17 protein-coding genes and 1 tRNA gene are annotated in these 16,545 nt (G+C 56.5%); 1 reads left to right on the top strand and 17 read right to left on the bottom strand.

The features are described 5' to 3' along the window. Window positions 1-23: 23 nt before the first annotated feature. From ruvB to ruvC, 3 genes are all read right to left on the bottom strand, one after another. Window positions 24-1,136 carry a Holliday junction branch migration DNA helicase RuvB gene (ruvB, locus tag HMPREF2547_RS01650; RefSeq protein WP_049190793.1) on the bottom strand — a complete coding sequence of 371 codons (1,113 nt, stop codon included), beginning with the start codon at window positions 1,134-1,136 and terminating at the stop codon, window positions 24-26. Between the two features lie 66 nt (window positions 1,137-1,202). After that, entirely contained in the window at window positions 1,203-1,823 is a 621-nt protein-coding gene (gene ruvA, locus HMPREF2547_RS01645) for a Holliday junction branch migration protein RuvA (RefSeq protein WP_048731308.1), read from the bottom strand. An 82-nt stretch (window positions 1,824-1,905) separates the two neighbouring features. Then, window positions 1,906-2,463, bottom strand: coding sequence for a crossover junction endodeoxyribonuclease RuvC (gene ruvC / locus HMPREF2547_RS01640; RefSeq protein ID WP_048731311.1), 558 nt, complete (start codon window positions 2,461-2,463; stop codon window positions 1,906-1,908). Window positions 2,464-2,578: 115 nt separating this feature from the next. Here ruvC and HMPREF2547_RS01635 point away from each other — a divergent pair, with 115 nt between their 5' ends. Further along, the gene (locus HMPREF2547_RS01635) at window positions 2,579-3,043 is read left to right on the top strand and encodes a DUF3817 domain-containing protein (RefSeq protein ID WP_049193684.1); all 465 of its coding nucleotides are present in this window, start codon (window positions 2,579-2,581) and stop codon (window positions 3,041-3,043) included. Between the two features lie 508 nt (window positions 3,044-3,551). Here the strand turns inward: HMPREF2547_RS01635 and HMPREF2547_RS01630 are convergent. From HMPREF2547_RS01630 to HMPREF2547_RS01565, 14 genes are all read right to left on the bottom strand, one after another. Further along, the gene (locus HMPREF2547_RS01630; protein WP_048731316.1) at window positions 3,552-4,304 is read right to left on the bottom strand and encodes a YebC/PmpR family DNA-binding transcriptional regulator; all 753 of its coding nucleotides are present in this window, start codon (window positions 4,302-4,304) and stop codon (window positions 3,552-3,554) included. A 79-nt stretch (window positions 4,305-4,383) separates the two neighbouring features. Continuing rightward, window positions 4,384-5,004, bottom strand: coding sequence for a pyridoxal 5'-phosphate synthase glutaminase subunit PdxT (gene pdxT / locus HMPREF2547_RS01625; protein ID WP_070604536.1), 621 nt, complete (start codon window positions 5,002-5,004; stop codon window positions 4,384-4,386). Further along, complete coding sequence (locus tag HMPREF2547_RS01620) at window positions 5,004-5,882, bottom strand: acyl-CoA thioesterase (protein ID WP_070601485.1); 879 nt, start codon at window positions 5,880-5,882, stop codon at window positions 5,004-5,006. The genes pdxT and HMPREF2547_RS01620 overlap by 1 nt, the downstream gene beginning before the upstream one ends. 2 nt (window positions 5,883-5,884) lie before the next feature. Continuing rightward, window positions 5,885-6,787 carry a pyridoxal 5'-phosphate synthase lyase subunit PdxS gene (gene pdxS / locus HMPREF2547_RS01615; protein ID WP_049172998.1) on the bottom strand — a complete coding sequence of 301 codons (903 nt, stop codon included), beginning with the start codon at window positions 6,785-6,787 and terminating at the stop codon, window positions 5,885-5,887. Window positions 6,788-6,926: 139 nt separating this feature from the next. Beyond that, window positions 6,927-7,430, bottom strand: coding sequence for an NUDIX hydrolase (locus tag HMPREF2547_RS01610; RefSeq protein ID WP_070438343.1), 504 nt, complete (start codon window positions 7,428-7,430; stop codon window positions 6,927-6,929). Between the two features lie 53 nt (window positions 7,431-7,483). Continuing rightward, the gene (locus tag HMPREF2547_RS01605; protein WP_048731326.1) at window positions 7,484-8,626 is read right to left on the bottom strand and encodes a glycosyltransferase family 4 protein; all 1,143 of its coding nucleotides are present in this window, start codon (window positions 8,624-8,626) and stop codon (window positions 7,484-7,486) included. Window positions 8,627-8,628: 2 nt separating this feature from the next. Further along, complete coding sequence (locus HMPREF2547_RS01600) at window positions 8,629-9,531, bottom strand: phosphatidylinositol mannoside acyltransferase (RefSeq protein ID WP_070429454.1); 903 nt, start codon at window positions 9,529-9,531, stop codon at window positions 8,629-8,631. A gap of 11 nt (window positions 9,532-9,542) precedes the next feature. Further along, window positions 9,543-10,244 (bottom strand): phosphatidylinositol phosphate synthase, encoded by a 702-nt coding sequence (pgsA, locus tag HMPREF2547_RS01595; RefSeq protein ID WP_049193676.1) that lies wholly within the window; start codon window positions 10,242-10,244, stop codon window positions 9,543-9,545. After that, window positions 10,238-10,873 (bottom strand): ATP adenylyltransferase, encoded by a 636-nt coding sequence (locus HMPREF2547_RS01590; RefSeq protein WP_042388668.1) that lies wholly within the window; start codon window positions 10,871-10,873, stop codon window positions 10,238-10,240. Before HMPREF2547_RS01590 ends, pgsA begins: the two co-directional genes overlap by 7 nt. A 151-nt stretch (window positions 10,874-11,024) precedes the next feature. After that, on the bottom strand, window positions 11,025-13,019 hold the full coding sequence (thrS, locus tag HMPREF2547_RS01585; RefSeq protein ID WP_222865675.1) for a threonine--tRNA ligase: 1,995 nt from the start codon (window positions 13,017-13,019) through the stop codon (window positions 11,025-11,027). Window positions 13,020-13,178: 159 nt separating this feature from the next. After that, a complete protein-coding gene (locus HMPREF2547_RS01580; RefSeq protein WP_040361740.1) occupies window positions 13,179-14,405 on the bottom strand; it encodes a Dyp-type peroxidase in 1,227 nt (408 codons plus the stop codon). A 286-nt stretch (window positions 14,406-14,691) separates the two neighbouring features. Then, a complete protein-coding gene (locus tag HMPREF2547_RS01575; protein WP_049190804.1) occupies window positions 14,692-15,300 on the bottom strand; it encodes a copper chaperone PCu(A)C in 609 nt (202 codons plus the stop codon). Between the two features lie 4 nt (window positions 15,301-15,304). Next, window positions 15,305-15,895, bottom strand: a complete 591-nt coding sequence (locus HMPREF2547_RS01570; RefSeq protein WP_049190805.1) for a copper resistance CopC family protein — start codon at window positions 15,893-15,895, stop codon at window positions 15,305-15,307. Between the two features lie 185 nt (window positions 15,896-16,080). Beyond that, window positions 16,081-16,155 (bottom strand) — tRNA-Val (locus HMPREF2547_RS01565). Window positions 16,156-16,545 lie beyond the last annotated feature (390 nt).

The following is a 16,545-nucleotide window of genomic DNA, read 5'->3' as shown; positions in this document are numbered from 1 at the left end:
CCCCGGCCAGGTCGATGAGAAAGCTATTCTCCGATAGTTCCCTCCGGAGGCTGCAACCCCAAGTGCCGCCATGCTCGGGCAGTTGCAACACGTCCGCGCGATGTACGCGCAATCATCCCGGCACGGACCAAGTAGGGCTCGCACACTTCTTCCACAGTCGAGGGCTCCTCACCGACTGCCAGCGCCAGGGAATTCACGCCCACCGGGCCGCCACCGTGCCCCTTGACCAGGGCAGTCAGCACTGCGCGGTCCAAGCGGTCCAGCCCAAGCTCATCGACATCGAAGACAATCAACGCCGCCTTGGCCGCACCAAGATCAATAACGCCACCGGAGTGAACATCTGCGAAATCGCGAACGCGACGCAGTAGGCGGTTGGCAATTCGCGGGGTACCTCGCGAACGCGAGGCAATCTCCACTGCAGCCTCTGGGCTGATATCCACCCCGAGGATCCCAGCGGCACGGGTAACCACCTTTGTCAGATCCTCGACCTCGTAGAACTCCATCTGCGCAGTGAAACCGAAACGGTCACGCAGTGGGCCAGTCAGCATACCCGAGCGCGTCGTTGCGCCTACCAGCGTAAAAGGTGGAATCTCGAGTGGAATTGACGTAGCTCCAGGCCCCTTGCCCACGATGACATCAATACGGAAATCTTCCATTGCCATGTAGAGCATTTCCTCCACGGGCCTGGCAATGCGGTGGATCTCGTCAATGAAGAGTACATCGCCCTCGAGCAGGTTCGATAGCATTGCTGCCAAATCGCCAGCGCGAATAAGCGCCGGACCGGACGTCATTCGCAGGGACGACCCCATCTCCTGCGCAATAATCATGGCCATGGTGGTCTTACCCAGGCCGGGAGGTCCCGACAGCAGAATGTGGTCCGGAGTCACATTTCGTCCCCGTGCCCCGGAGAGCACCAAATCCAGCTGCTCGCGGACCTTGGGTTGGCCGATAAACTCCCCTAACGACTTTGGTCGCAGGTTCGATTCCGCATCGACTTCCTCGACCTGAGCGCGGGCATCGACATCACGTTGTGCACCATTTCCCCCACCGCCAAAATGGTCGTTGGCTGCTCCATCTAAAGAGTCCCTGAAGGGATTGCCCGACACGTTAAACTCCGTGCGCTCGATATCGCTCATAGTCCCCTCATCCTAGTGCACTGCCATTTTTCATCATCAATGTAGCTGCAGGTCCTCGACCTGGATTTACTTTTCGCCCAATGTCTTTAGCGCCGCCTTCAGCGCCATTGATGTATCCAAGGTCGGATCAATCCGAACAACAGTCTCCGCTGCCTCATTCGCATCAGCTTCCGGGAACCCAAGCCCGACCAAAGCACCAACGACCTGATCCAGATCTGCCTTCAAAACAATGCCAGGCGCTGCTCCGCTTGCAGCTTCCTCCGGCTGGGATACCGCCCTATCCGCGAAAACCTCGACCTTATCCTTCAACTCAACCAACAGGCGCTCCGCCAATCGCTTGCCGACGCCGTTAGCCGCCTGGAGGGCCTTGGCATTCTTTGAGGCAACCGCATTGGCAATCTCGGCCGGCGACAGTACCGATAGAACAGACATCGCTACTTTTGGCCCCACTGTTGAGACAGTGCGCAAGAGCGCAAACATCTCACGTTCCTGCGAGTTGGCAAAACCAAAAAGCGTAATCGCATCTTCACGAACCGCCATTGTGGTCAACATGAAAGTCTGCTCATGCCTCACCAACTGAGAAGCTAACCTGCCCGTAATGGTGACCAAATGCCCGACACCACCGCACTCGATAACGCAATAGTCCGCACCGAGATCGATAACCTCACCGCGTAGAGATGCAATCACTTCTCACAATTCCTTTCACTACGGCTTCCCGAAAGACACCGAGATAAACGCCGAACTCACAAGTGTGCTCTAGCAGGCTCCCCTACCGCGAGGGATTCTCACGGCGAGAAAGCTCCAACTCCCGCTCCTCGTGTTGCTTAGCAAGCGCAGCCAAGGTGTCGCGCTGGCGTTGCAGAACCGGACCACGCCAACAGTGGCAGATAGCGATGGCCAACGCATCCGCTGCGTCCGCAGGTTTTGGCGGAGTTTCCAACCCGAGGATTCTCGTCACCATCATGGTCATCTGCTTCTTATCAGCCCGACCGTTGCCGGTAAGCGCCTTCTTTACCTCCGACGGCGTGTACATATGCACTTCCAAACCGCGTCTCGCCGCAGCGAGGACAAGGACACCAACCGCGTGCGCAGTCTGCATTACGGTGGACACATTGCCGCGCTCGAATACCCGTTCCATCGCAACCACGTCCGGCTCGTACTCATCCATCCACTGCTCCACGGCATTGGAAAGCCGTAGAAGACGATCCTCCAACGATGCCGTGGTTGGTGTGCGGGCGACCCCCACCGCAATGGGAATGACTTTCCTGCCCTGAGCACCTTCCGCAATGGAGAGACCACAACGAGTAAGGCCAGGGTCGATACCCATCACCCGCAGAGATCCAGCTCGATAATTCACCTCTCCACTAATACCACATTTCGAACAGCTGTTTGTATCGTAGCTACACGGGGTACCAACCGTTGATTCTGATAGGTTTAACACCATGAATTCACCGAAGAAGCTCTACGGCGTTCTCGCTGCAGCTGAAATGGTCACGTGGGCTCTGCTGCTCTTGGGGCTGGCACTGAAGTACCTGTTCAAAGTCACTGACATCGCCACCACCATCTTCGGCGGCATCCACGGTTTTACGTTCCTGTGCTACGTAGTCACCACCATCATGGTGTGGATCAACCAGCAGTGGAGCTTTGGCCGCGGTGTCATCGGCCTCGCCTCTTCTATCATTCCATTCGCAACCTATCCGTTTGAACGAAACACCCTGAAGGCAGGCCTCTTGGATCGGCCCTGGCGCTTTACCGACGAATCCGAGGAGCCACAGGACATTTTCGAGTGGGCACTCGCGATGATTATTCGCCGCCCGTTTATCTCGGCATTCGTCATCCTCATTGTTCTCGTCGTGGTCTTCACACTGTTGCTGATGGCCGGACCTCCGACTCAGTGGTTCTCCTAAAACGGTTCAACTAAAACTTTCAGAAACCAAAATCGGTTTAATAGACAAAAATATGTCCGCCTGGCGTGTCGACCGGCGCGTCGGCGGGCGGGCACCCTTCGCTACTTACCCCAATGCGAGTTACTGACTGCGTTTATGACAAAAATGACCTGAAAAATCGTCTGAAAGTGACATAAACCTGCACAGTTTCACATTTGCAGCCGTATTCACACGCGCAGCCCGTAATTTTTTGAGGTTGCCAGTGTGTCGGGTTGTCAGTTTTTCTCCTTAACCCCAGGGTGTGGAGCTACCCGCAGGCGGGCTCTGACCAGTCGCTATCCTGAGGATCAGACACACTCTTTGACTCTGTCTGTCTCTCTCCCCCCAAAAAAATCCCCATCGGACGACTCTCCGATGGGGATCTTCCATTCACACCAGCTCGCCGCGCAATTCAGCGCTGCAGACTACCCTGCACGAGCATCCTTTAACGCCGGGAAGCCGGTCAGCGGAACCGTCGCCAAGCAAACGCCTAGTCTTCGAGTTCGGCGATAACCTCGTCGCTGATGTCGGCGTTCGAGTAGACGTTCTGCACGTCGTCGGACTCTTCGAGAGCGTCAATCAGACGGAAGAGCTTGCGTGCGCCGTCAGCATCGAGAGCGACTGTGGTAGAAGCGCGGTAGTCCTGATCTGCGGAGTCGTACTCCATTTCGGCATCGACAAGAGCGGTGCGGACATTCATCAGATCGGTAAAGGCGGAGACAACCTCGAACTTTTCACCCAGGTCGTTGACTTCCTCTGCACCGGCATCGAGAACCGCCATGAGCAGGTCATCCTCGGTCAGCTCGCCCTTCGGCAACTCGACGACACCCTTCTTTTCGAAGAGGTACGCCACGGCGCCGTTGTCCGCCATGTTGCCGTTGTTCTTGTTGAACGCCGAGCGCACATCGGAAGCAGCACGGTTACGGTTATCCGTCAGGCACTCCACAATCAAAGCGACGCCACCAGGTGCATAGCCTTCGTAGACAATGGTCTCCCAGTCAGCACCGCCGGACTCCTCGCCGGAACCACGCTTGCGGGCACGCTCAATGTTGTCGTTGGGAACCGAGGCCTTCTTGGCCTTCTTAATCATGTCATCGAGGGTGGGGTTACCAGCAGGATCACCGCCGCCGGTACGAGCCGCGACCTCGATGTTCTTGATCATCTTTGCCCACTCTTTGGCGCGCTTGGCGTCATTAGCAGCCTTCTTGTGCTTTGTGGTTGCCCATTTTGAATGACCCGCCATGTGCTAGTTCCTACCATTCCTCTCGTCAATACCCATGTAGATGGGAATTCGTCAAGTGTTCATTATACAAACCGGGGATTTAAATGCCGACAAGCTCTCGCAAAAAGAACTCGTGGAGCCGCGTCTCCCCCGTCGACTCCGGGTGAAAGCTGGTGGCCATCGCAGACCCCTGCCGTACTCCGACCACTGTACCTGCGGTCTCTCCAGCCGATTCTGGCACCCGCGCTAGCACCTCAACATCATCACCGACACGCTCGACCCACGGAGCACGAATAAAGGCGGCGTGCACAGGCGGCTGGTCACCGCCAATCGCCAGCTGCGGAATATCCAAGTCAGTTTCGAAGGAATCCACTTGCCGCCCAAATGCGTTACGACGGACGGTGATGTCAATCGCTCCCAGGCTAACGGCATCCGGACGGGTATCGAGCACTTCGTCGGCAAGCAAAATCATGCCTGCGCAGGTGCCGTATGCCGGAAGGCCATCGCGGAGGGCTTCCCGCAGCGGATCTTCAAGCTCATTGAAGACCATCAACTTGCTCATGGTCGTTGATTCGCCGCCGGGCAAAATAAGGCCATTAAGCCCTTCGAGATCGCGCGGCAAGCGCACCTTTCGGTGCGGCACGCCGAGCTGGTCGAGAACATATCCGTGTTCGGCAACGTTGCCCTGAAGAGCGAGGATACCGATTGTTTCCTGTGTCATTAATCTAGGTTCTCACTGCGAGCATCGAAGTTCGTCGCCACTGGCACGGGCTCGACACCCGGGGCCAGGCTTCGGGTCAGCCCTTCCTGCGTGACGACGGCCACGAGCTCGCCCTTTTGGTTAAAGATGCGACCGTGAGTCAATGCGCGACCCGCGTGCGCCGATGGCGAAATCTGGTCGTAGAGCAGCCATTCATCCGCACGGAACGGACGCATAAACCACATAGCGTGGTCGAGGCTGGCTTCCTGGACCTCAACGCCTGGATGTGGAACGAGTGCCGATGACAGCAACGTCATATCCGACATGTACGCCAGCGTGCAGACATGGAAGGTCTCGTTATCCGGCAGGCGATCCTTGCACCGGAACCACACCAACTGCTGGGACGGGGTGTACTTGTTGTGTTCGAACTGATCATCCGGCACTACCCGGATATCCCAATCCGCCCACTCGCGCATAAGCAGGCGGCGGGTGTTCGTCATCTCAGAGGTGTCGGTGACCACATCTTCAGGATTTGGCACCTTGCGCATCACGTCAGAGTGCTCGAGTCCCTCATCCCCCTTGCGGTGGAAGCTGACCTGCATGACGAAAATCGTACGGCCATCTTGCACAGCTTCGACGGATCGGTGGCAGAAAGACCGGCCGTCGCGAATACGCTTGACCATGTACACCGTCGGGATATGGGGGCGGCCCGGGCCTACAAAGTAGGCGTGGAGGGAGTTCACCGCGAAGGTATTACCCACCGTGCGCGTCGCCGCGACGAGGGACTGGCCGGCAACTTGGCCACCGAAAGTGCGCTGCAGGATTGACTTAATGACTGGGCCACGGAAAATGTCCCGGTCAATCTGCTCCAGATCTAATACCTCGCGGATGTTAGCCATTTTTACCAGCCACGCTCAGCGAGTCGGTGCGGCTGCGGAATCTCGTCGACGTTGATGCCGACCATTGCCTCGCCGAGACCGCGGGAGACATCAGCGATGACCTTCGGATCATCGTAGTGCTGGGTTGCCTGGACGATAGCCTTGGCGCGCTTCTCCGGATCACCGGACTTGAAGATACCGGAACCAACAAAGACACCCTCGGCACCGAGCTGCATCATCATTGCAGCGTCAGCCGGAGTTGCAATGCCTCCTGCGGTGAACAGCACGACTGGCAACTTACCGGTCTCAGCGACCTCGCGTACCAGCTCGTACGGTGCCTGCAGCTCCTTGGCGGCAACATAGAGCTCGTCCGGAGCCATAGAACGCAGACGGTTAATTTCAGCGCGGATGGTGCGCATGTGAGTCACAGCGTTGGAGACATCACCGGTACCGGCCTCGCCCTTGGAGCGAATCATGGCAGCGCCCTCGTTGATGCGGCGCAGAGCCTCACCCAGGTTGGTCGCACCACAGACGAAAGGCACGGTGAATTCGAACTTGTCGATGTGGTTCGAGTAATCGGCCGGGGTCAGAACCTCGGACTCGTCAATGAAGTCAACACCGAGGGACTGCAGAACCTGTGCCTCAACAAAGTGGCCGATTCGGGCCTTGGCCATAACCGGAATGGAGACGGCATTGATAATGCCCTCGATCATGTCCGGGTCAGACATACGCGACACGCCACCCTCTGCGCGAATATCGGCGGGGACACGCTCCAGCGCCATCACGGCAGTTGCGCCGGCATCTTCAGCGATCTTGGCCTGCTCCGGCGTAACGACGTCCATAATGACGCCGCCCTTCATCATCTCAGCGAAACCGCGCTTCACGCGTGCGGTGCCCTGCCCGGAGTTGTTCTCAACCGTGCTCAACGAACCCTACTTCCCTAATAAAACTGGTGAATGTGACCGTTTGTAGTCGTTTAACACTATAACGCCTGAACTAGACAGTGCTGTTCATTGAGTCACAAAACACGGCGAACTTCCAGCACAACAGCGAATTTTCCCACAATTAAGCAGTTGTCAGTCCGTCTGCAACATCGAAATATTCCGGTTCGGGTGCAGTGCCCGCCAGCCGCAGCGCGCGTACTAGCGGCCTGGCTCGCAGTGCTTTCGTATCCGTCACCGCATCATTGTAGAAACGGCGGGCGAGCTCGAGCCGCGTGTGGGCGTCAGAAAGCTCAATTGCCATCGTTCGGTCCACGGGCTGTTCCTCATAGAGCGCCACAATTTTCCTAGTCAGTTCGTTTTCCACGTCTGCGCGCTGTCCAGTGTTGTTGGCTCTAAGTGGTGTGGCTTCCACCTTCGTCACTACGCCGGCGAGTTCCGGGTAGGCGGCACGAGCGACTGCGGCCCTTCGCCCCAACGCCGCTTCCAGTGAAGAACGCGCCAAGTCCGTGCGAATGTGCATACGGTTCAAACGCGTCGCTGTCGATGAAGCCACCAAACCGCCAACGAGTACGACAATCAGCGCAATGACTAGGACAACGACCCAGATTGGAACGGTTACGTCCACCGAAAACCCACTTTCACTCCGCTGCGTTTAATCAGCTGCCACGACGGAAATCTCTATGGCGCAATGACGACCTTTTCGCCATCCATGCGCACCGTATCGTACACACGCAGAACGCCGTCGGCGACCTGCGACCAGTCATACTCCCAAGCCCGCTTATGCCCGAGTGCGCGAAGCTCCTCCCCCAACTTTGGCTGCGTCAAAAGGCGTACGACTGCATCCGCAAGGTCTGCGGAGTTACCGTTTTCAAAGTGAAGCCCGTAATGGCCGTCGTCAAGCACGAGTTTGAACGCATCGATGTCGCTGGAGATCACCGGCGCACCCGCCGCCATCGCCTCTACCAGCACGATGCCGAAACTCTCCCCACCACGCTGCGGGGCAATGTACGCATCCGCATCGGCGAGTATTGACGCCTTAGCATCCTCCGACAGTCTGCCGACGAAATGCAGGACATCTGCGTTTCTGCCCGCTTTACGACGAGCTGCCGCGATATCACCATCACCAACGACACAGACCTCAAGCTGTGGAATCTCCGCACGTATTGTTGGCAACGCGTCGAGCAAGACGTCAAAGCCCTTACGAGATTCGTCGAAGCGTCCGAGGAAGACAAGCCGATAGACCCCTTCACGCCGTGGCGGAATCTCAGGCAACGATGAGGCGGCCGGGCAGGACTCGAAATCTCCAACACGGACACCATTGGGAATGAGAACCGGGTCGCCGCCGAGTTGCTCAACCTGCCAGCGACGAGCCACTTCCGAGACAGCGATGCCTCCCCGAATGCGTTCAAGGTACTTCCGCAAAAATGGCGTGGCCAACTTCAATGCTAGGGAGTCCGTCGCCGCAGAGTGATAGGTCGCGACAATCGGCCCGACCGAGTTTACTAACGACAGCATTGAAAAACTGGGCGAATTCGGCTCATGGATATGAAGAATGTCGAAGCTACCCTCCTCAATCCATGTGCGGACTCGACGGCTGGTGCGGGGACCAAAAGATAGCCGAGCGACCGAGCCGTTATACGGAATCGGGATGGCGGCACCACCTCGAACAACGAAATCCGGCACGTCCGCCTGCGCGCTAGCTGGGCCGATAAGACTGACCTCGTGGCCGCGACGGATAAACTCCTCACACAAGTCAATCGCGTGAGCTTGAACCCCTCCTGGGACATCGAACGAGTACGGGCACACCATTCCGATTCGCACGGCTACTTTGACCTCTTCTTATCCGCTGGCCACAGTGGCTGCATCATGTGCCAATCCGCTGGATGCTGAGCAATATCAGATTCAAAAACAGTAGCGATGTCTTGGACAATGTCAGCTAGATTGCGCCCCTCAGTCGGCACGAATGGATGCGCTACAAAGCGCCAACCATCGCGCGTGTAGGACAGGCCCGCGGGCATAAGCCGAGCGCCCGTGTCCTGTGCCAGCTTTGCCGCGCCGACCGGCATTGTCGTCTGCTCGCCGAAAAAAGTGACCGGGACCCCGTGGCCGCCGAAGTCACGATCAGACAGCAGGCACACAACGCCACCGTCTTCCAATCGCTTCTGCAGTTCCGGCATCGCGGGTTTGCCACCGGTAAGCGGGAGAATGTGGAATCCGAGGGATTCGCGGTACTCCACGAAAGCGTCGTAAAGCACCTCTGGCTTCAGCCGTTCCGCCACGGTACTGAACCGGCCATGGCGGGAAACGAGCCACATACCTGCCATATCCCAGTTACCAGAATGCGGCAGTGGGATGACGATGGAATCTCCGGCCTCGAGGGCCTCAGCAACTCGTTCGAGCCCATCGCTGGTGGATTCGACCGTGTCTGCCAGCTCTGGAGAGGCGATGGAGGGCAACCGGAATGCCTCCACCCAATAGCGTAGATAGGAACGCATGGAAGCCCGAATAAGCCCTTGCGGCACTTCCTCAGGCGGACAGCCCATAACGCGAGCCAGGTTCTTGCGAAGCTGGCGGGTCGTCGTGGGATTTGCTGCTACCCGATCGGCAGCTATGTTGCCGATGCGGTAGGCCACGCGTTCCGGCAGCAGACCAAAAATCTTCCACCCGGCCATATAGCCGAGCGCAACGAAATCATCTTTCGAGCGAGGCAGGAAGAAACTAGTCATCGTATCCTCCTTTAGTTGTTGGAATCAGCCGAACCCGTGGACTTCGTAGCAGAGTCAGGGTTGATAGATGAACTATCAGCTGCGCCTTCTGGCGGGGCGATGGGATCCAACGCTCCTGGCTGCTTAGCCACCATGTACAAGCGCTGAATGACGGTGAATACCGACCCAATCGCCAGGAGCCACATTGCGACGTAGAGGGCATAGTCCACGCCAAGCCCCTGAAGCCCAATGCCGATTAGACCGATAATCAGGCGCTCCGCACGTTCGACGAGACCGCCGTTGACCTTGAGGCCGCTAGCTTCTGCCCGAGCCTTAACGTAGGAAATGACCTGGGAAGATCCCATAGTGATCAGTGTCAGAATAAGCAGCACTGAATCCGCGTCATGGTGATACACCACCCAATACGCTATCGCCCCGAACAGTGCAGCATCCGTAATGCGGTCACAGGAAGCATCCAGCGTCGCTCCGTATTTCGTTCCCTGCCCTCGAAGTCTGGCCATCGTGCCATCGAGCAGGTCAAAAGCAGTGAAAATAGCGATTGACACCGCAGCTGCGAAAAGATGGTTGGTAGGAATCAGGATTACCGCAAGCAGAACGGAAACTACCGTTCCCACCAGGGTGACCGTGTTCGGGCTAATGCCGACCCGCAAAAGTGCAGCGGCAATCGGTTCAACTACTGGGCGGATTGGAGCCCTGCCACGGACACTCAGCATGCTGCCCCATCCTCTTGATTAAGGGCACGCCAGCCGTCGGCAAGCAACTCGCGAGTCTGACGAAGAGCCTGCGGTAACACTTTGGTGCCATCGATCACGGTCATAAAATTGCTGTCACCCGACCAGCGCGGTACGACGTGCATATGCAGGTGATCGGCGACCGAACCGCCGGAGGCCTTGCCTAAGTTGAAACCTACATTGACGGCGTGCGGGCGCGAAACCGATTTGAGAGTACGAACCGCATGCTTGGCAAATCGCATCATCTCGGCTGTTTCTTCGTCGGTCAAGTCCTCAAGGTTGGCGACTTCGCGATATGGAACCACCATGAGGTGCCCTGGGTTGTACGGGAACAGATTCAAAACGGCGTACACCCACTCGCCGCGAGCGATAATGAGTGCTTCCTCATCGCTTTGCTTCGGCAAATCAACGAAGGGGTTACGAGATGGCTTGGAGTTATGCACACCACGCTTGACGATGTAGTCCAGCCGGTAGGGTGCCCATAAGCGCGTGAGCCGATCCGGTTCGCCGTAACCGCTGTCGACGTATACGCCATCAGACGATTCCTGCTGGCCGGCATTGCCCTGCTGCTGCGGAGGCAACTCTTCACTTCCCGACTGATTCACTGCCATCCCCTTCGTTGCGTGGCCGGGACCCCATTCGAGCCCCGACCACATATATTTCTCTGCTGTAGTTTACGACCTCGCGGTCAACTTCTTTGGATTACCACGCGTGGTTCACCAGTTAAAACAACGCGGTCGAATTAGAGAGCGTTAACGACCTCTAGAGAGCAGAGACATTCTCCTTGTTCGGCTGTTCGTTATTCCGCGAAGCAACCCAATCACAGATGATGTCCACAGCCTTCTCAACTGCCACCCCGTTAATCTGGGTACCATCGAGGAACCGGAAGCTGACGGCGCCTGCCTCAATGTCGCGGGCACCAGCCAGAATCATGAACGGAACCTTGGCCTGGGTGTGGTTGCGAATCTTCTTCTGCATGCGGTCATCGGACGTATCCACGTGGACGCGGATGCCACGAGACTTCAGCTGTACAGCAAAGTCCTCCAGGTGTGGGATACAGTCATCCGCAACCGGAATACCAACAACCTGTTCCGGAGCCAGCCAAGCCGGGAAAGCACCTGCGTAGTGCTCCAATAGGACGCCAAAGAAACGTTCGATGGAGCCGAAAAGCGCACGGTGAATCATAATCGGGCGCTTCTTGGTTCCGTCAGGTGCGGTGTACTCGAGCTCGAAGCGCTCCGGCAGGTTGAAGTCGAGCTGTACCGTCGACATCTGCCAAGTACGGCCGATGGCATCGCGGGCTTGGACGGAAATCTTCGGACCATAGAAAGCGGCTCCGCCCGGATCAGGAACGAGCTCGAGGCCAGAAGCATCTGCAACGCGCTGAAGAATAGCTGTGGACTTCTCCCAAATTTCATCCGAGCCGACGAACTTCTTTTCGTCCTTCGTAGACAGCTCCAGGTAGAAGTCATCCAGGCCGTAGTCACGCAGAAGCGAAATGATGAAGTCGAGGACATTAGTGAGCTCTTCTTCCAGCTGATCCTCGGTGCAGTAGATGTGGGCATCGTCCTGCGTAAAGCCACGGGCTCGGGTAAGACCGTGGATAACGCCTGATTTCTCGTAGCGGTAGACGGTGCCGAACTCGAACATACGAATCGGAAGTTCACGGTAGCTGCGACCACGCGATGCGAAAATGAGGTTGTGCATCGGGCAGTTCATCGGCTTGACGTAGTAGTCCTGCGGAGCCTTGGTGCAGTTGCCGTGTTCGTCATATTCGCCGTCGAGCTGCATCGGCGGGAACATGCCATCCGCGTAGAAGTCCAGGTGACCAGACTTCTTGAACAAGTCACCCTTAGTTACGTGCGGCGTGTTCACAAAGTCATAGCCCGCTTCGATATGACGGCGACGGGAGTGCTGCTCCATCTCGTTGCGGATGATGCCACCCTTGACATGGAATACCGGGAAACCAGAACCAATCTCATCCGGGAAGCTGAACAAATCCAGCTCGGAGCCCAAACGGCGGTGATCGCGCTTCTCAGCCTCGAGCATGCGGTCGAGGTACTCGTCTAACGCTTCCTTGGACTCCCACGCAGTGCCGTAAACACGCTGCAGGTTATCTCGAGATTGGTCACCCCGCCAGTACGCAGCGGAAGAACGCATGATCTTAAAAGCAGGGATGTAGCGGGTGGTCGGCACGTGCGGGCCGCGGCAAAGATCAAACCACTCGGTCTCACCGGTACGCGGATTGACGTTGCGGTAGCCGGTCAAGGTCGTGCCTGCACCACCGACGTCGACATTGGCCTCATCATCTTCGGCCACCTTGCCGGCCGACTTTTCAACAATCAGCTCGAGCTTATACGGCTCGTCGGCAAGCGCTTCCTGCGCCTGATCGGCAGACTCGAACGCGAAGCGCTCGAATCGCTGACCAGACTTGATGATCTTCTTCATACGCTTTTCGATGCGCTTGAGATCCTCCGGCGAGAAAGGCTCATCGACACGGAAGTCGTAGTAGAAACCATTGTCGATGGCAGGGCCAATGCCCAGCTTCGTCCCAGGGAACTCCAACTGCACGGCCTGAGCCATCACGTGAGTCGCAGAGTGGCGGATGACATCGCGACCGTCCGGAGTATTCGCCGGAACGGGCTCGAAGACGGTTTCCACTTCTGGCTTAAAGGACAGATCCTTCAAATTGCCTTCAGGGTCGCGGACACAAACGATGGCGTCAACGCCCTTGTTCGGGAAACCCAGGTCTCTCATCGCCTCGCCCGCAGAAACTCCTGCGGGCACGGAAAACGGTGCTGGGGTTGCAAATTCTTCTGACACGGCGTGCGTGTACTCCTTTTCAAAGTGTCTTCGAAAATCACATACCTGGTGACCTTCGTCAGTCGTTCACACACTTTACCGCACGGTCAAAACTCAGGCCTCGAAAAGGTCCTGGGCCCAGTACTCCTCCTCAGAAGTTCCTCGTGGCATAACAAACACGGCGGATCCAATGTGGAAAATCCACTGATTGAGACGGTCGTTCTTGGACAGCCGCTCTTGGATCGGATTGAACTGCTCCAACGGGTCCTTCTGGAAACAAATGAATACCAGGCCGGTGTTGGTCTCGAATCGACCATTCGGTTCCGGTGGCAGGTCATAGTTGTAGACCCGTCGCAGAATCCGCTGATTAGGTTTCTCTTTCGGAGGCATTGACAGCGCAACATGGCTGTTCGGATCCGTCAGAGGCAGACCATATTCATCAGTCTTCGCCAGGTCGACGGTCTCAAACTCGTCCTTACCTCCAATTGGCGCGCCGGTGCCGATATCTCGGCCGGTAATAACAGTGCGGCTTTCGCGGTCCAACACATCCCAGCCTGGAATATCCATTTCGATACGGCGGACAACCATCGCTGTACCGCCCCGCAACCAATCCGGACCACTATCAATCCACACCTGCTTGTCGAATTCTTCACGAGTGCGCGGGTTGACCGTACCGTCCTTCTGACCGAAGAGATTGCGCGGGGTCTCGCCTTCCTGCGTAGAACCATTGGCGTGCTGGAAACCAGCTTGCACCCAGTGAACATCCAAATAAGAACCTGCATTTCGGATCATCATTCGGGCCGCATGGGAGACCATTACTGGGTCGTCCGCACAAATCTGCAGGCACAGGTCTCCGCCGTTCCACTCCGGGCGGAGCTCATCGTTAACGTACTTTGGCAGATCTCCCAGCCACTCAGGCTTCTGGTCTTCCCTATCGATGATTGTGAAGAAATTCTCCCCATATCCAACTGTGATAGTCAGATTGGCCGGACTCCCCATGAGCTCGGGTTCCAAATCCGTTCGAGTAGCCTTGCCGGCTGTCATTCGGCGGGCGTCATCCGTCCAGGCACGCATGAGGTTTTGGAGGCGATTGCGATCGACCCCCTTCTTCACGTTGAAGGCTATTAGCCATAGATTCGCCTGTGCGGGCGTCGCAATCCCCGCCTGGTGAGCGCCATCAAAAGGTACGGTTGCTGTCTGCAAAGGCGGTTTCGGTGGCTCTTCCTGTGGACGTTCCAACCCAATCGCCTGGGCTTCCGGCGCCCCCAGGGCGAGCGCTGAGGCTCCTGCGGCGGTGCCGAGCCCGCCAAGAAAACGCCTTCTGGAAAAGCCTTCGGACATTTTGTGCACTCTTACCTTTCTGATTACTTCGAACTGGAACACATGAGATGGCTGGGGATCCGCCAACTTTTCAATAGCTTCAACGCAACCACTGGCCTATCCAATTCGACCGTATCGAAAACCTTTTTCGGAAAAAGAAAAGCGCCGGAGTTCGTTGCATATGCTGCAATAACCTGCCAACTCCAGCGCTTCTGCCACCATTAGATTCAGCTAGTCAATTCCTCGACGTACCTGAGCTCACGCCCGCTTTACGACGAACGATTGCTTGATCAACTTGTCACAAAAATTAGTGGCCCGAGTGATCCATCTCACCGCCACCCATGTGCTCTGGGTTGTTCAGGTCACCGTCATTACCGTAGTCCTCTTCACCTGCTGGCTGGACACGAACCTCAACGTCCTGGGTAATGCTAGAGCCGTCGGAAAGCTCAATGACGAGCTTGTACTCAGCTCCCACATCCATAGCTTCATCATTGTTCATGATCATGAAGTGAGTGCTACCCGGTTCGAGAACGAGTTCGCCATTAGCAGGAATCGTCAAACCTTCCGGCACCTCGAACATCTTGCCGTCCTTGGTATCGTGCTGCTCGAACTTCGTGCCTTCCTTCAGCCCCTCAAGCTTGAAGGAGGAAACCTTGATGTCCTTATCGGTGTTGTTGGTCAGCGTACCGAAGATGGCGGTCATGCCCTTGTCAGCCGGCTTTTCCTTGATGTAGGCATCGGCCAGCTGCACAGCAGCATCACTCTTCTCCATCTGAGAGGTAGCTTCGGTCGCAGCGGAGGTTGCGGACTCAGTCACCTCAGCAGCAGTGTTATCGTCGGACGAGCATCCTGCCAGAGCAAGGGTCAGAGCTGCGGAACCAGCGATCAGTGTAGTTGCAGTGCGATTGAGCTTCATGTGTCTATTTTGCCTTTCGATTAATAACGATGACGACAGCGGCGATGATGACGATGAGTCCACCACCGAGGCCATAAGCCCATAGCGGTATTGACTTCGTTTCCTCGGCGTGCGCACCGGTCTGACGAGATTCTGCCCCGGCTTCGGCTGCGCCAGCAGCATCCGGATCAGCCACTGAAAAAGAGGTCTTTCCTCGGGTGGAGTGACCATCAGAGGAGGTGATTTGGAAACCAATGATGTAGTTACCAGGGCCTGGATTAATATCCTCAGGGATATCCAAAGAGACCTCATTACCCACTACCTCTGGCTCGTGGGAGTACAGGACTTCCTTGGCATCTGCATCACTAATTGCAACGGTGTTGAAATTGTTCTTGGGGTTGCCGGAGAACTTGAGAGAAACGTGGTGCGGAAATTCATCGAGAACCTGCTTGTCGCCTGGGTTAGACGACAGCACGGAATCGTGAGCATGCGCGGGGCCAGCATTAATAACTGACGCACCTGCAAAGACTACAAGCGCCGCAGCAGCGGCTACTGCACGCCGGAAACCCGACTTTGAGAACCGAAACGTTTCGCCTGAAGCGACCCGGGGACTCACTAGAACAGTTCAACTCCTTTAAGCGGGACAGTTCGAGAAGAACAGCAGTAGTCTGACCGCTGCCCTTATACCTATTGTCGGATGGTAGTCCAGAAAAGTTCCCGAGAGGGACGAATATAGTTCAGGTCACACAGCAAAACCCCGGCCGCGCAGTTTTTATACGATGCGTCGACCGGGGTTTTAAATGGTAGTCCCAACTGGGTTCGAACCAGCGACCTTTCCGGTGTGAACGGAACGCTCTTCCACTGAGCTATGGGACTCGGACAGAAAAGCACTAAGCCTTTGCTGCTCTGCGGAATAAGTTAGCACGCGTTTTGGAAGTTTCCCTAATTGGGTTGCATTGCGTTTGCGATTGCGCAGTTCGACGATTTATTACCCCACCGATGGAACTCCATGACGATAGCGACTCGATAGCCCCCAGTAACCAACCCACGAAAGCGAATAAATGACATCGTTGCGATTCAGAGGCATCAAAGGTTGGTCTTTAGCCCTACGCCCACAGGCACAATACAGATGTTCACCTGGTAATTTGTAATCAATCGCACAAGCACGCTAAAGTATCTTTCGCACCGCAAGAGAGCAATTGAGATTCTTCTTCGCTCTCCTTGCAACGTGATGCGGATGTAGCGCAGCTGGTAGCGCATAACCTT

This window comes from Corynebacterium sp. HMSC055G02 (genome assembly GCF_001809065.1).
In the GTDB taxonomy this organism is placed as follows: domain Bacteria; phylum Actinomycetota; class Actinomycetes; order Mycobacteriales; family Mycobacteriaceae; genus Corynebacterium; species Corynebacterium jeikeium_D.
This window is presented reverse-complemented; position numbering and strand designations above follow the sequence as displayed.